Origin of the sequence: Novosphingobium sp. Fuku2-ISO-50, from assembly GCF_001519055.1 — a bacterium.
In the GTDB taxonomy this organism is placed as follows: domain Bacteria; phylum Pseudomonadota; class Alphaproteobacteria; order Sphingomonadales; family Sphingomonadaceae; genus Novosphingobium.
The window spans coordinates 290,435-306,164 of record NZ_KQ954286.1 but is presented as its reverse complement, the minus strand read 5'-3'; the positions used below and the strand labels follow the sequence as shown (position 1 = coordinate 306,164).

Annotated in this window: 11 protein-coding genes; 3 read left to right on the top strand and 8 right to left on the bottom strand. The window is 64.4% G+C overall.

Annotated elements, in window-relative coordinates; all coding sequences use genetic code 11:
* Positions 1-63: 63 nt before the first annotated feature.
* From pstS to AQZ50_RS04230, 4 genes are all read right to left on the bottom strand, one after another.
* A complete protein-coding gene (gene pstS, locus AQZ50_RS04245; protein WP_231730105.1) occupies positions 64-1,167 on the bottom strand; it encodes a phosphate ABC transporter substrate-binding protein PstS in 1,104 nt (367 codons plus the stop codon).
* A 295-nt stretch (positions 1,168-1,462) separates the two neighbouring features.
* Positions 1,463-2,764 (bottom strand): alpha/beta hydrolase family protein, encoded by a 1,302-nt coding sequence (locus AQZ50_RS04240; protein ID WP_067743050.1) that lies wholly within the window; start codon positions 2,762-2,764, stop codon positions 1,463-1,465.
* Positions 2,761-4,317 carry an acetolactate synthase large subunit gene (locus AQZ50_RS04235; RefSeq protein WP_231730104.1) on the bottom strand — a complete coding sequence of 519 codons (1,557 nt, stop codon included), beginning with the start codon at positions 4,315-4,317 and terminating at the stop codon, positions 2,761-2,763. The genes AQZ50_RS04240 and AQZ50_RS04235 overlap by 4 nt, the downstream gene beginning before the upstream one ends.
* Positions 4,318-4,328: 11 nt before the next feature.
* Positions 4,329-6,158, bottom strand: coding sequence for a phosphoenolpyruvate carboxykinase (GTP) (locus AQZ50_RS04230; protein ID WP_067743047.1), 1,830 nt, complete (start codon positions 6,156-6,158; stop codon positions 4,329-4,331).
* Positions 6,159-6,390: 232 nt separating this feature from the next.
* Here AQZ50_RS04230 and AQZ50_RS04225 point away from each other — a divergent pair, with 232 nt between their 5' ends.
* A complete protein-coding gene (locus AQZ50_RS04225; protein WP_067743043.1) occupies positions 6,391-8,727 on the top strand; it encodes a TonB-dependent receptor in 2,337 nt (778 codons plus the stop codon).
* A 79-nt stretch (positions 8,728-8,806) separates the two neighbouring features.
* Here the strand turns inward: AQZ50_RS04225 and AQZ50_RS04220 are convergent, their stop codons facing one another.
* Positions 8,807-9,919 carry a nucleoside hydrolase gene (locus tag AQZ50_RS04220; protein ID WP_067743040.1) on the bottom strand — a complete coding sequence of 371 codons (1,113 nt, stop codon included), beginning with the start codon at positions 9,917-9,919 and terminating at the stop codon, positions 8,807-8,809.
* A gap of 282 nt (positions 9,920-10,201) precedes the next feature.
* Between AQZ50_RS04220 and AQZ50_RS04215 the strand changes: the two genes are divergently transcribed.
* Both AQZ50_RS04215 and AQZ50_RS04210 read left to right on the top strand, forming a co-directional pair.
* Positions 10,202-10,687 (top strand): GtrA family protein, encoded by a 486-nt coding sequence (locus AQZ50_RS04215; RefSeq protein ID WP_067743037.1) that lies wholly within the window; start codon positions 10,202-10,204, stop codon positions 10,685-10,687.
* Between the two features lie 23 nt (positions 10,688-10,710).
* A complete protein-coding gene (locus AQZ50_RS04210) occupies positions 10,711-12,246 on the top strand; it encodes a hypothetical protein (RefSeq protein ID WP_067743034.1) in 1,536 nt (511 codons plus the stop codon).
* 73 nt (positions 12,247-12,319) lie between these two features.
* Here AQZ50_RS04210 and AQZ50_RS04205 read toward each other — a convergent pair whose 3' ends face one another.
* The 3 genes from AQZ50_RS04205 to AQZ50_RS04195 form a co-directional block, all read right to left on the bottom strand.
* Entirely contained in the window at positions 12,320-12,904 is a 585-nt protein-coding gene (locus AQZ50_RS04205; RefSeq protein WP_067743032.1) for an outer membrane protein, read from the bottom strand.
* 203 nt (positions 12,905-13,107) lie between these two features.
* Entirely contained in the window at positions 13,108-14,016 is a 909-nt protein-coding gene (locus AQZ50_RS04200; protein WP_067743030.1) for a LysR substrate-binding domain-containing protein, read from the bottom strand.
* Positions 14,017-14,106: 90 nt separating this feature from the next.
* Positions 14,107-15,594 (bottom strand): pyruvate kinase, encoded by a 1,488-nt coding sequence (locus tag AQZ50_RS04195; protein ID WP_067743027.1) that lies wholly within the window; start codon positions 15,592-15,594, stop codon positions 14,107-14,109.
* Positions 15,595-15,730: the final 136 nt, after the last annotated feature.

Here is a 15,730-nt window from a genome sequence, read left to right as displayed (position 1 = left end):
AAAAGATTCTGACATTTGCGCACGACCTAGCCGAGAGCGGTAGCAAATGTCAGAATCGGACCACTAGTCGCCAGTGTAGACGGCGCTGCCGTCCGATGCTTTGAGCGTATCGGTCCATTGTTTGCGCACCAGATCCTTGACGCTTTTGGGCATCGGGACATAATCGAGCGCGCGCGCGGCATCGTCGCCGTTTTTGTAGGCCCAGTCGAAGAATTTCAACGCCGCCACGCCCTTTGCCTTGCTGGCCTGCTGCTTGTGCAGGAGGATGAAGGTGGCGCCGGTGATCGGCCAGCTGGCAGCGCCCGGCTGGTCAAGCAACAGCAGATAATTGCCTTTGGCATGGGGCCAGTCCGCGCCCGCTGCGGCCGCTGCGAAACTGTCGGCCGATGGCGCAACGAAGGCGCCGCTGGTATTTTGCATGTCCACATAAGTCATGTGGCTGTTTTTGGCATAGGCATATTCGACATAGCCGATCGCGCCATTGGTCTGTTTGACATTCGCGGCCACGCCATCGTTGCCCTTGCCGCCCAGACCCACCGGCCAATTGACCGAATCGCTCGCGCCGACTTTGCTCGACCACGCGGCATTCTTCATCGCAAGATAAGTGGTAAACAGGAAGCTTGTTCCCGATCCATCCGACCGATGAACAATGGTGATCGGCAATGCGGGCAGTTTGATCCCGGCGTTGATCGATGAAATTGCGGGATCATTCCATTTGGTGACTTTGCCAAGATAGACGTCACCAAGCAGCGCGCCCGTCATGTGCAACTGTCCCGATGAAATCCCCGGTACGTTGATCACCGGCACGACGCCGCCCATGACGGTGGGAAACTGATACAGCCCGTTCTTGTCGAGATCTTCGGGCTTCAAAGGCTTGTCGGATGCGCCGAAATCGACGGTGCCGACCGTGATTTGCCTGATGCCGCCTCCCGAGCCGATCGCCTGGTAATTGATCGAGCCATGGCCGCCGCTGTGATAGGTATCGGCCCATTTCGCGTAGACCGGCGCGGGGAAAGTGGCGCCGGCACCCGAAATGCTGTCCGACGCGTCAGCCCCGCCTCCGGGCGAACCGGGCGCCCCATGCGTGCCGCACGCGGCCAGAGCCATGCTCAACAAGAGCGGCCCCGCAGCAAGCGCGGGCAAGCGAAGAATTTGCGGAAGGATCATGACAATATTTCTCCACCTCTGTGGTAGCGCTTAATATTCATCTGAAATATTTTAAAATGAAGCATAAATTTTATAAATATATGCGCAAAAGCATTCTATTTGACCATTGGTGTTCGATGACGGGGCGTCAAGTCCATTCCTTGTGGAATAGGCCGCCTGCAGGGGGCGATGACGGTCGATCCGCTGCGCTGCAAATCACCATGTCGGCGTGCGAGAGAATAGCCCGATGTCGATGGCGAAGCCATAGGGCTCATCATCATCGAACGCGGCGCACGCACTTTACGCGCATGCCTCCTTATTGCGCAGCGCGATGGCGCAGGATCAGGCCGTCCTGGTGGCCACGCCAGAATCCTTTCCAGGTCGGATTGGTGCCGCCTTTGCTCATCGCGGCGTAGCCGGGCGCCTCGCCCTGCCATCCGGCGGGGTCGGAGGATTCGCTCGGGACGTCGAAATAGGCGTTGCGCGTGGTATCGTCTTTGAGGCGGCTGTCGAGGAATGCCGTGATGAAATGCGTGGCGATCGCGTTGATGCGGTCCTTGCGCCAGACCGGGTCGGCGAACCAGTCGAGATCCCACAGGCGGCCCTGCATTTCGGGCGGCGGGGGATTGGTGCCGATGTCGTGGCCCGCGCCCGCGAACACCAGCAGATGACGGTCGGCATGGATCGCGGCGGCAAACAGCGCTGCCGGGCCCTGTTCATAGCCGACCGTGCGATCGTGGCTGCCGACGATGATCAGCAGGGGCGTGGTGATGGCTGCAAGACCGGCGCCGTCGGGGCCCCAGACGGACCAGGGCGCGCCGCCTGCGGGGGAAATGGCCACGATCGCGCGGAGGCCCGCGTCGGTCACGTCCGTTCTGCCAAAGGCCGCAATCAGCGCGGGTGGCAGCGCTGCGACAGCCGGGCTTTTGGCATCGAGCCGTCCGCCGGCCACGGTCAGCGCGCCATAGGCGCCCATCGAATAGCCGGCGAGCGCGATCCGGGACGGGTCGGCCAGCTTGCCCAGCATGCCCCCGCGCAGCACCTTGATGCAGTCGACAATGTCGAGCGGGCGCGTCAGCAGCGCGGCAGGCACTTTTGCGCGGTCCCAGATCGGCGGATCGCGATGTTCGGGGGCGACTACGACATAGCCCTTGGTGGCGAGGTTTTCGGCCAGCCAGCTGAGCATGACCGGATCGTTGTTATACCCGTGGCTGAGCACGACCAGCGGGAAATGGTCGCCCGACGGCTGCGCATCGGCCAATGCGATGCCGGGCACGGTAAAGGCCGCGTCGGGATGCCCCTGTTCGCCGGTCAGTGTCGCCGAATAGGTCACCGGCATGGCGCCGGGAACCGCGCGCGCCGGATACCAGATGCGCAGGCGCAGCACCCGGTCGGTATGCACTTCATGGCCGGCGAGCAGCGAGGCCAGCGGATCGAGCCGGTCATGCACGGCGATCGTGCGCATGGTCACCCCCGCCGCAGCGGGGCCCGGCGCGGCGAGTTCGGGCGCATCGATGTCGGGCAGGCTGGGCGGACGGGCGATCGCCGTGCCCGGCGCGATCAGCAGCGCCGCGATCAGCGCGAGCTTTGCGGCTCGGGGTCTCGGGCGGTGGATCAAAGGCGTACTTCGATTAGATATGGGCCCGCCTCGCGCGCCGAGCGCAGCATCGCCTGCGTCAGATCCTCGACGGTATCGACCGCGCAGGACGGCACACCCATCGATTTGGCCATGGCCTGCCAGTCGATGCGCGGACGGTCGAGCTCGATCATCGCCAGCGCGCGCTCTCCGGGCGTTCCGGCGCGCATGTTGGCATATTCGGCTTTCAGGATGGCATAGCTGTTGTTGGCAAAGATGATCGTGGTGATGCCCAGGCTTTCGCGCGCCTGGGTCCACAATGACTGGATCGTGTACATCGCGCTGCCGTCGCCGGTCATGCAGAACACGCGCCGATCGGGGCAGGCGAGCGCGGCGCCGGTGGCGACCGGGGGCGAATAGCCGATCGACCCGCCCATGTTGTTGATCATGTCGTGCGGGCGCGCACCCATCGTATAGCCCATCGTCTCGCGCCCGGTGGTCAGCGATTCATCGACGATGATGGCGTTTTCGGGGATGGCATGGGCGAGCGCGTGGGCGATGCTGATCGGACCCAGCGCGCCGGTGGGGCAGGCGGTCTCGATCCGGGGCTGCATGCGCGGTGCGTGCCGTGCCCCCAGCGCGTCGAGCAGCATGGTCAGCGCGAGCTCGCTGTCTTCGTCGCGCTCGGCCAGCACGTGGACGGCTGCATCGGGGCCTTTCAACAGACTGGGCTGATCGGGATAGCTGAAAAAAGCGACCGGCTCGGTCGTTTCGACCGTGATGATATGTTTGAAATCCTTCAGATAAGCCAGCGCGGGGGCGACCGAATAGGGAATCCGTTCGAGCGGGACGCGCCCGGCGCCGCGTTCGCAGCGCGCGGTGAAAAACTGGCTGGCAAGGCGGACCCCGGTCGCCGCCGCAACGCTGCCCGCCAGATCGAGCGCGCGCCCGCGCGTCGCCTTGTTGGCCAGGATCAACAGCGCGGGCTCGCCGCTTTTGAGCACTTGCGCGATATGTTCGACGCGGGCGAGATCGGGGGTGCGGCGTGTGCGCACGACCGGTGGCACGGGCAGGGGCTCGCCCGCATCCTGCCAGCTGGCATCGCCAGGCAGGATCAGCGTGGCGATCTGTCCCGGATGGCTCGATGCCGCCTGGACCGCGGCGGTGGCGTCCCAGGCGATGCTGCGCGCGGAATCGACGCGGCGAACCCAATGCGACAAGGGCCGCGCCAGCCCCTCGATGTCCGAGGTCAGCGGGGCGTCGTATTGCAGGTGTTTGGTCGAATGCTCGCCCACGACATTGACCATGCCCGACGAGGCCCGCCGCGCATTGTGGATATTGGCAAGCCCGTTGGCGAGCCCGGGGCCGAGATGGAGCAGCGTCGAGGCCGGGCGGTCGGTCATGCGATACCAGCCGTCCGCCGCGCCCGTCGCGACCCCTTCGAACAGGCACAGCACGCTTTTCATCGCCGGGTTGTCGAGCGCGGCGAGGAAATGCATTTCCGAAGTGCCGGGATTGGCGAAACAGATGTCGACGCCCAGCCCGGTCAGCGTCGAAACCAGCGCCTGCGCCCCGTTCATGCTGGCCCCGTTCATGCGCGCCTCCATCATGCTGCCACCCGGCGTTCGAGCCGACGTTGCTGCTCGGCCAGTTCGTCGGGCAGAGTGCCAAAGCGGGCAAGGTCTCGCGCGTTGCCTTCGGCTTCGCCGCGCCAGGCGGCGGGATCGACCGCCATCAGCTCGGCCAGCGCCGCTTCGCCGATCGACAGGCCCTCAAGATCGAGATCGCCGTCGAGCGGGACACGGCCGATCACGCTGTCGCGGGCATCGAGCGTGCCGCAAACGCGCCCGACGATCCATTTGATCACGCGGATATTGTCGCCGAAACCGGGCCAGAGGAACTTGCCCGCCGTGCTTTTGCGGAACCAGTTGACGAGGAACACGCGCGGCAGATTGGCGCCGCCTGCGGGCGCGGTCCGGGCAAGGCCGATCCAGTGCGCGAAATAGCGGCCCATGTCGTAGCCGCAGAACGGCAGCATGGCGAACGGATCGCGGCGCAGCGCCCCGACGGTGTTTTCCGCCGCCGCCGTGCCTTCGGACGCGAGATTGGCGGCAAGGTAGACCCCGTGATCCCAGTCGAACGCCTCGGTCACCAGCGGCACATTGGTCGCGCGGCGCCCGCCGAACAGGATGGCGCTGATCGGGACGCCGGCGGGATCGTCCCATTCGGGCGCGATCGAGGGGCATTGCCCGGCCGGAACGGTAAACCGCGCGTTGGGATGTGCGGCGAGCAATCCACCGGCCGGATCCCAAGGCTCGCCGCGCCAGTCGATCAGGTTTGCGGGCGGCGTATCGCTCAATCCTTCCCACCAGACATCGCCATCGGCGGTCAGCGCGCAATTGGTGAAAATCGTGTTGCGGGTCAGTGTGTCGATCGCATTGCGGTTGGTCGCGGGGCCCGTGCCGGGGGCAACGCCAAAGAACCCCGCTTCGGGATTGACGGCATAGAGCCGCCCATCCTCGCCCAGCCGCATCCAGGCGATGTCATCGCCCACGGTTTCGACCGTCCATCCCGGCAAAGTCGATTGCAGCATGGCCATGTTGGTCTTGCCGCAGGCGGACGGGAACGCGGCGGCGATATAGTGCGCCGCGCCTTCGGGGGGCGTGACTTTCAGGATCAGCATGTGTTCGGCCAGCCAGCCTTCGTCACGCGCGATGACGCTGGCGATGCGCAGCGCCAGACATTTCTTGCCGAGCAGGGCATTGCCGCCATAGCCCGAGCCATAGGACCAGATTTCGCGCGTTTCGGGGAAATGGACGATCCATTTGTCATCGTTGCAGGGCCAGGCGGCATCCGCCGCGCCGGGCGCGAGCGGCGCGCCGACCGAATGGACGCAAGGCACGAAGAACCCGTCATCGCCCAGCTCTTCGAGCGCGGCGCGGCCCATCCGCGCCATTGTCCGCATCGACAGCACGACATAGGCGGAATCGGTGATCTCGACTCCGATCACACTGCCCGGCGAGCCCAGCGGGCCCATGCAGAACGGCACGACATACATCGCGCGCCCGGCCATCGCCCCGGCAAACAGGTCCGCCAGCGTGGCGCGGGTCTGCGCCGGATCGCGCCAGTTGTTGGTCGGGCCGGCGTCTTCTTCGCGCGCGGCGCAGATGAACGTGCGGCTTTCGACGCGGGCGACATCGCGCGGGTCGGATCGCGCGAGATAGCTGCCGGCGCGAAGATCGGGATTGAGCGGGATCAGCGTACCCGCCGCAACCAGTTCGGCGGCCAGACGATCCCATTCCTCCTGAGACCCGTCGCACCAGACAACCGCATCCGGCTTTGTCAGCGCGGCGATTTCGGCGACCCAGGCGTTCAGCCCGGCATGGTGTGTCGGACCTGCCACAGCGGCGTCGGAAAAAGCGGATTGGTCGTTCATCGCTCAGGCCTCGCTCCGGTCATTTTGCGGCGATCGTGCTGGCGATCGGCGGTTATGCGGGCAAGTTGCCGTGTCCCGGGGCCGCGCACAAGCCCCATGGCGCGGGTTTCTTGACCGGCTGCTTTCCGTTGCAGTTTTATGAAATTTGATTAGATGCGGGATATTGCGCTGCCGCGAAAACGCGGGTTGCACCGAAAAAGTGCGTGGGAGAGGCCCAACATGAGGGGGAACCATGCTTAAAACAGATAAGACTTCGCTGGCTGCTTCGACGGCTTGTGCTCTCGTTCTTGGCGCTTTTGCGCTGGCCCTGCCGGGTTTGGCCCATGCCGATGAACCGGCGCCTGCCGCGCCTGCGGCTTCGAGCGGCGAAATCGTCGTTACTGCGACGCGCCGCAGCGAACGGGCGCGCGATGTGCCGATCGCTGTGACTTCGATCTCGGGCGACAAGCTCGACACGATCAATTCGAGCGGCCTCGACATCCGTTTCCTGTCGTCGCGCACGCCCAGCCTGCAGATCGAAAGCTCGTTTGGCCGCGCCTATCCGCGCTTTTACATCCGTGGCCTTGGCAACACCGATTATGATCCCAACGCGGCGCAGCCGGTTTCGGTGGTCTATGACGATGTCGCGCTTGAAAACCCGATGCTGAAAAGCTTTCCGGTGTTCGACTTGTCGGCGGTCGAAGTCCTGCGCGGTCCGCAGGGTACGCTGTTTGGCCGCAACACGCCGGCGGGCGTGGTCAAGCTCGATTCGGCCAAGCCGACCGATACTTTCGGCGGCTATGGCTCGGTCGAATGGGGCACGTATGATACGATCAACGGCGAAGCCGCGCTGAACGTGCCGCTGGGCGGCGGGTTCTCGTCGCGCTTTTCGGGGATCGTGCAGCACCGCGACAACTGGGTGACCAACACCAATTACGGTGCGGCAGGCTCGGTCGCTCCGGCCAAGCTCGAAGGCTATACCGATATCGCCGGTCGTGCGCAGATCGCCTATGTCTCGCCCGATGGCAGCTTCCATGCGCTGTACAATCTCCATTTGCGCGGGCTCGACGGTTCGCCGCGCCTGTTCCGCGCCGGGATCTTTCAGCAGGGCAGCAATGCTTTTGTGCCGGGGTTTGACCCTTCGAAAGCCGGCATCGACGGTTTTTCCAGCCAGTCGATGTCGCAGTGGGGCACCAACCTTCACCTCGACAAGCATTTCGACGGTCTGGGTACGCTCTACTCGATCACCGCCTATGAACATGCGCGGGTGGAAAGCACCGGCGACATCGACGGCGGGGCGAACTACGTCTATCCGACGACCGGGCTCGGCAATGCGCTGTTCGCCGACAACACCGGCGGCGTGACCCGGCCCGACGAATTCAGCCAGGAACTGCGTTTCGTTTCCGACGAATTCAACGGCATCCGCCTTCAGGGCGGCGCTTATGTCTTCACGCAGAAGCTGACGTACAGCGAATTCGATTATGCCTATAACTACGCGGGCGCAGGCTACACCACGCGGAAGGCCGATCTCGATCAGGATATCGAGCATAACGACCGCAACACCAACATCGGCGTCTATGGTTCGGGCGAATACAAGACCGGCAAGCTGTCGTTGCGCGCCGGTGCCCGCTATTCGCATGATCGCAAGCGCGATACGGTGTGGGGCTATTCGTCCGGGCTGAGCTCGGTCTATGCCGACCTTGGCGCGACCGCGATGGCGCCCAACGGCAATTCCTATCCGGCTCTGGCGCCGCAGACCGCCTCGGTCAGCGGCGGCTATGTCACCTGGGATGCCAGCGCGACCTATGCGATCACGCCCAAGGTCAATTTCTACGCCCGCGCCGCCACCGGCTATCTCGGCTCGGCAGTTCAGGACCGCGTGACATTCGGCTCGATCCAGAATGTTGCCGGCAAGCAGACCACGCTCTCGGCCGAGGCCGGGTTCAAGGGGACTGTGCTTGACGGCGTGGTGAACTTTGCCGTCGACGCCTATTGGAGCCGCACCAAGGACATGACGCTGACCGAAGTCGGCGGGGTCGGCAACTCGGCGGCGCTGGTGACGGTCCCGCGCGTCTATGGCAAGGGCGCCGAAGCCGAGCTGGACGTGCGTCCGTTCAAGGGCTTTACCCTGTCGGGCAGCGGCAGCTACAACTATACCGTGATGCGCGCGCCGGGGCTGGGCATTCCCTATTGCGGGGATGGCTGCACTTTGACCAATCCGGTCAACGACAACGGCCTGGCCCTGATCGACGGCAACTCCTTGCCGCAGGCCCCGCGCTGGGTCGGCAGCGTCAACGCGCATTACGAATGGCCGTTGGCGAATGGTGGCAAGATGGTGTTCAACACCGACTGGGCCCATCGCAGCTCGATCAACTACTTCCTCTACGCGGCATCCGAGTTCAAGGGCCGCTCGTTGACCGAGGGCGGGATCAAGGTCGGCTACACGACGCCGACCGGATGGGAATTCGCGTTCTTCGGGCGCAACATTCTCAACCAGATCCGCGCGATCAGCGCGATCGACTTCAACAACCTGACCGGCATGATCAACGATCCGCGCATCTGGGGCGGTTCGCTTCGCAAATCGTTCTGATTGGGCAAGTCGTTCTGATCAGAGTGTAAATCCCGAAATTTGGCCCCTTTTCGCACCATGCGGAAAGGGGCCTTTTTCGTTATCGGGAAAACGAATTGACCATCAGCGCATAAAGCCGCCCGGCATCGACGCTGCGCACGACATCGGCGCTCTGTTCGCCAAGGCCGGGCTGGTAATGCTCGCTCCAGCTCAAGGTATCGCCATAGCCGGGGCCGAACTGGGTCGAAACATCGATATAGAGCCGGTCATGCGCGGTCACCAGCGAGGGATCGAGCCACACGGCAGCGGCGATTTCGTCCCACAGCGGCCAGTTTGCGGGCAACTGGTGCACCCAGGGTTTGAACGGTGCGGGAGCGGCGGCTTCGAGCCGGGCGATCAGGTCCGGGGACATCTGCGTGGCTGTCGACGGATCGACGGGGATCATCGTGATCGCGCGCCACGGGCTGCGCGAAACAAGGCTGGCGGCTTCGGGGTCAAAGCGGAAATTGAATTCCCGGCGCGGCGAATTGGCAAATTCACGCGCGAAATCGGCTGCCGAGCGATTGTTCAAGGCCTGATGCGGATTGAGGCTGCCACCCATATAGACCAGCGCCTTGACCAGATGGGCAAAGTCGGGATCGAGCTTTTCGGCGAGCGCCAGATTGGTCATCGGGCCACAGGCGACAATGGTGATTTCGCCCGGATATTTGTGCACCATGCGGATCAGGAACTGCGCCGCGCTTTCGGCGATCGCATGCGTTGTCGGATTGCCATAGGCGAGGTCGGTCACCGGATCGTTCGGGCCATGGTACGCGGGTTCGGGCTGCAAAGTCGGCTCGACCCAGTGGCGCATCCACACCCCGCGCCAGGTCAGCTTGCCGTAAAGCGTTTCCCAGCGGTCGGTCGCAGCCTCGCTGTTGACGAGGGGAAACGTTGCGCCTTGTGCCACCGGCACGTCGGTCCGTCCGAGCAGTTCGAGCCCGCGCAAGGCCTGCGCTGCGGCGCGATTGGCCCACAAATCGCCCGAAACGCTGGTGAGCCCCAAAACGTCGACATCGCCCGATTTGAGCAGCATGACCTGCATCATCGAAAACCCGTCGTCGTCGATGATCACCTTGCGCTTGTCTGCGGCATCGGCCGTTTGCGGCAGGGCCAGCGCAAGCAGCCCGGCCAGCAGGGACAATGTCAACAGGGGCAATTGGGACAGGCGCATCGAAAACTCCGTGATTGACGCATCCGCTCCGTCCCGCGCCCGTTGGCCGGACCGCGCTTGTTGCGGCGGTGTTTCGCAGACTTGCCGGTCATTTGGCAACCATGGCGCCGTCCCTTTGTAATGCCCTGTGGTGGCCCGCGTCGGTGAAGCGGATTTTAACTGTGGTGTTGCGCGCTGCCGGTGCGCAAGATGCATCAAACTCGTTGTCGCCTGCCTATGCATTAACCCCTGTTTAGCGCATTTCGTTCATGGTCGCCGAGGTCAACAGGGTGGGAGCCGCTGGTGGGTACGGGAATCAACGGGTTTGCTGCAGACATCGCCGTGGTCGAGGCGCCGCGCGTTTCGACGTGGCAATCGACCGCGCTTTGGCAGCGACTGACCGGCAGTCTGGCCCGCTATCTCGCCGCAGGGGTGATTGCGCTATGCGCCGATACGGCCTTTTTGATGGCGTTGGTGCGGGTGGGCGCTTCGCCGACCTGGGCTGCGGCGGCGGGCTTTACACTGGGCATCGCGGTCAACTGGCTGGTGGCGAGCCGCCTGATGTTTGCCGATGGCGTCGCCGCGCCGGGGCCGGAGCGCCGCCGCCAATTGGTGATCTTTGTCGCGACGGCGATGGTCGGCATGGCGTTGACCATGGCGATTGTCGGTGGTGGAGTGGCGGTGGGGATCAGCGTGCATGGTGCCAAGCTGATTGCCGTCGGCGTCAGCTTTGTGGTCACGACCGGCATGCGCCATGTCCTGGTGTTCGGCCAATCGCGCTTCGGCTGATCGATAGCGCAGCGGAGAGGGGCATGGATTTGAACAGCGTCGCGGGGCGGGGGGCGCCCGGCGCCGGTTCCGGGCGAGCGTCGGCATGGCAGGTGCTTGCCTTTGCGCTCTATGCCGTATGGGTGATCACGATCGGGCTTCATCACGAAGCCTGGTTTGACGAGATGCAGGCCTGGTTGCTGGCGCGTGACAACAGTTTCGGCGCGCTGATCGGGACGTATGCGCGCTATGAAGGCACGCCCGGATTGTGGCACGCGATCTTGTGGGTCGCTGCGCGCGCGGGGCTGCCGTTTGCGGCAATCTGGGTCCTGTCGGTGGGCTTTGCGATCCTCGCGGCGGCGGTTGTCGTGTGGCGCGCACCGTTTCCGCTGCCGCTTCGGCTCGGGCTGCTGGCCACCTGGTATTTCGGCTATCAATACAGCGTGGTCGCGCGCGGCTACTGCCTTGATCTGCTGCTGGTATCGATCGCGGCGAGCCAGTTTGCCGATCGCGTCAGACGACCGCTGCCTTATGCGCTGGTGGTCGGCGTGATCGCCAATATCAATGCATTCAGCTTCCTTGCCGCCGGTCTGCTCGGGCTCGATCTGGCGATAGGGCTGGTGATGGCCCGCAAATTGGGCGATTGGCGCGCACTGGCCGCGCTGGCGCTGGCCGCGGGGCTTGGCCTGTTTGCGATGTGGACCGCGTGGCAGCCTGCCGACAATGGCTTCATGGCGCAAGTCACGCGGATGAATCCGCTGGCCAGCGCGCTGGTCTTTGTCGCCAATGCGCTGTTCGACCGGGTGACCCCGTGGAGCGCGGCGCACCAGAATGGCCTCGATGCCGTGTTGGGCATGGTCTTGTCGGCGGTGTTTCTGGGGCTGATCGCGCGCCTGGTGATGGCGGGGCGCGATCGGGCGCTGATGCTGACGATGCCGGTTGCGCTGATCGTGTTTTCGGGCGCCGTGCTCGCCAGCAGCTGGCATGGCGGCGTCTTGTTCATGATCGTGCTGTTCGTGCTGTGGACGCAGTGGGACAATCCGGTTGACCGGCAAACCCGGCGCCTGATGATCGGCGCTTTGGCCCTGCTCGAAATTTCGCAAGGGGTGCAGACGCTGCGCAGCGGGATCTATGATCTGACCCATGCCTATTCCGCCGGGCGACCGGCGGCGGCGGCGGTCACCGCCTGGCAGGCCGACCATCCCGGCGGACGGATCGCCGCGTTTGGCGGGCAGAGCTTTGAAACGCAGCCGTGGCTCGCGCGCAATGTCTTTGCCAATTATCACGGCGGCGCGCCGCATCCGCAATTCGTGCGCTGGAATACCGACGAAACCTGGCATGCCTTGCCCGCCCCGCGCGAATGGCCGGCGTTGCTTGCCACGCGTCCCGATGCCGTGCTGGCCGCAGTCGTCTGGTTGCCCGGCCCGGTGCAGCGCGATCCCGCCGGGCAGGCTTGTCGCGCCGGTTATGTCATCGATCGCGCGTTTCCGGCGGCGATGGTCTGGCGCGGGATTCCCGAAGACAATACCCTGTTTCTGTTTGAACGCGCGACAAGCGGGCGCTGTTTCCATTCGGCATAACGGAAAAGAAAAAGGCCCGGCTGTGGGGGAACAGCCGGGCCTTTGCCGTGATCACGCGTGAGGGGTTCGCGGATCAGAAGTGGTAGGCAACGCCTGCCAGAACCTGGTTACGGTTCCACTTGCCGGCGCCTTCGCTCAGGTCGGTATAGCGGTATTCGAGACGACCGGTGATGTTCTTGGTCACCGCGCGTTCGACGCCCGCGCCCAGAAGCCAGCCGTTCTGGCTGCCCGATGCATAGACCGGCACAGTGGCGACCGACGTACCGGCGCGCACGTTGCTGTAACCGCCGCGCACATAGAGCAGCGTCTTGGTGTCGACGAGGTAGCCCGCGCGGAGCGACAGGTCGATCGAACGCTTCGGGTCGATCGTGGTGTTGCCGTCGCCGAAATGCGCGCTGATCGGGAAGTTCAGTTCGGCCTGCGCGCCGATCACGGCATGCGGGGTCAGCTTGTAGTCATAGCCCGCGAAAATGCCGAGCGTGCCGGTGTCGCCCTTGGCATGAAGCGAAGTCGCGCCGACGCCGGTGGTGGGATCGTTGACGCTGTTCTGTTCCCAGCCGCCCTGCACACCGACCGAAGGGCCGGAAAAGGTATCGGCATGAGCAGACGTGGCAGCGAGCGCAACAGCCGCAGCGGCAACAATAGCAATGGTCTTCATTTTCTAGTCCTCCAGGTTTCCGGCCATGCGCCGCGCCGTAGGCGCGGCATGGGGGGGATGATCGTGGGCCCCGTTGTTTCTGCGGGGTTCGCGATCACGACCGGAACGAGGGGGGAAATGGGCGCGTTTGGGCCTGAGGATAAGATGTCGGATTTGTGACAGATTGTTGTCGGATTGCGTCTAATTGAAACTGATTTTGGTTATCATCTGAGGCCATTTGGCCACAGGTTGGTCGTGAGAAAATCGATGAAGCTGCGCACCGACGGCAGAATTCCGCGCGGCAGCGGATAGACCAGATGCAGGCTGTATTCCGGCGTCGACCAATCGGGCAGGACATGATGCAGCCGGCCATCGCTCAGCGCAGGCGCGGCTGTGGTTTCGGGCAGGAGGGCAAGGCCGATCCCGGCAACCGCGGCGGACAATTGAATGTTGAGATCGTTGGTCAACAGTCGGGGCGCGCCGGTGACGCGGCAGGCGGGGCAATCGTTGCGGGTCAATTGCCAGCGCACTTCGCTGTCATAGAGGTCATCGGCGCGCGCGATCAGCGGGATACCGGCCATGTCGTCGGGATGCGCCAGCGCGGCGGTGGTGTCGGCAAGCGCGGCACCGGCAACGAGAATGCGGCGGACCCGGCCTATTTCGCGCGCGACCAGGCTCGATCCGGGCAAGTCTTCGACACGCGTGGTCAGCGCAAGATCGAGATCGCTGTCGAGCGGGTTGATCCAGCGGTCGCCGTGTTCGACGATCACCGTGACTTTGGGATGTTCGGCCAGATAGAGCGGCAGGATCGGCGCGATATAGATTTGCGCCGCGACCACGCTGCAGCCCAGCCGAACGGTCCCGGTGGGCTCTTTCTGCAATTCCGCAACGCTTTCGAACGCGGCGCGCGCGCTGCCGAGCACGGTCTGGCATCCCTGGTAAAACCGCTGCCCCGCGTCGGTCAGCGAGATGCTGCGAGTCGAGCGATGGATCAGCCGCACCCCCAGCGTCTCTTCGAGCATCGCCACACTGCGGCTGAGCCGGGCCTTGTCGACGCCGATCGCGCGTGCCGCAGCGGTAAACCCGCCATGCTGGGCAACGGCGGCAAAATACGTGAAGTCATTGAGATTCATGGGTGCTCTTCATCAGCCGAGTGGCGGGCCTGTGACAGGGCAAGGCTTGCCCTGTGATGAACCGTCATGTCGGGATGATGCGTGCGCCGATCAAGCCCAGCTGGCAAGTGGGCGCAATTGCGGGGTTTTCTTGTGCAAGTGATGCTCCATGCGGCCGAGCAGCGTGTCGAGCCAGTCGATCGCTTCGAGCAAGTAGGGCCCCTTGTTCAGCATCACGCACTCGGCCCGCGCGCCCATCGCCGCATCGGTCAGCTCGCCCCGATTGGGCATGCCTTCCTTGACGAGTTGTTCGAGCACTTGCGTCGCCCAGATTACGGGCACTTGCGCGGCCTCGGCGATCCACAGGATCTCTTCCTGCATTTCGGCAAGCCGGGCAAAGCCGATCTCGATCGCCAGATCGCCGCGTGCGATCATCACGGCGACCGGCTGACGCGCGGCGGCGCGCACGATGATCTCGGGCAATTCGCTGACCGCGCGCGCCGTCTCGATCTTGAGCACCAGCGCCATGCGGTCCCAGTCGTGCGGGCGCAATCGCGCCAGTTCGGCCTGAAGCGCGGCGACATCGTCGGCATTCTGCACAAACGAATAGCCGATTCCGTCGGCGTGTTTGGCGACAAAGGCCAGCGCGGCGCGATCCGCTGCGGTCAGTGCGGGAATGGCCAGAGCCGTATCGGGCAAGTTGATGCCCTTTTCCGAGCGCAGCTTGATCCCCTTGTCGCGCGTGCGGACCACATCGGCGAGCAGCATGGGCCCTTCGCGCGCGGTGATCATCGCCGCGACATGGCCGTCGTCGATCAACAACCGCTGCCCGGGAGCGGCGGCGGCAATCGCTTCGGGCAGAGTGCATGTCACGGTGAAGCGGACATCGGCGGGGACTTTGCAATCGATCGCGTCGGGCGCGACGATGGCGATCCGGTCGCCGGTGAACACGTGTCGCGCGTGATGGTGCGCGCGGATTTTTCCGGTGCGCAGCTTTGGCCCGGCGAGATCCATGAACACTTTCATGGGCGGCGCCCCCGGCAGTGTCGCCGCGCGTGCGTGGGCAATCATCCGCTCCCACTGCGCAGGGCCGTCGTGGGCGCAATTGATGCGCAGGGCTTCGACCCCGCGCGCGGCCAGGTGCTGCATGAATGCGGGATCGTCGGCCGCTTCGGTCGGGCAGGTGACCATCAGCGCGGCGCTGCGTGTGTGCCGGGCGGTGCCAAACAGGGCCTCGGCAGCGGCGGCAAGGCGCGCGTCGCCGGCAAAGAAGGTATCGTCATCGACCGGCGCGCGCCAAATTTCGCCATTCAGCGCGGCAAGCGCGGCGCGCACCGTGATCAGCGCCGGTACGACCCGGCTTTCGAGCCTGCCCAGCGAGGAAAGGCCCAGGCGCATCAGCGCGCGCTGCAGCGGCCGCAGATCATGGCGGCGCAACGCGAGATAATCGGCGAGGTTTTGCGCGCAAGGCTGAAATCCGGGGGCGATATCCCATTCGCGCCATTCGGCAAGCATGGCTTGCGCATCGACGGCAATGCTTTGGATCAGGGCATCGATTTCGATGATGAGCGTGGCAGGTGGGACAAAGCGATCGGCCATGAGCGAGTCCCGTAGTGCGCAATTGCGTCAGGTTCGCGTCATTGTGCGGCGATTGCCTTGACCTGCGGCAAGTTGTGCGCGTCTTTGCGATGTTAGTATTGCAAGTCATTCGCATCTACGGCAAAGGGAGGATGAG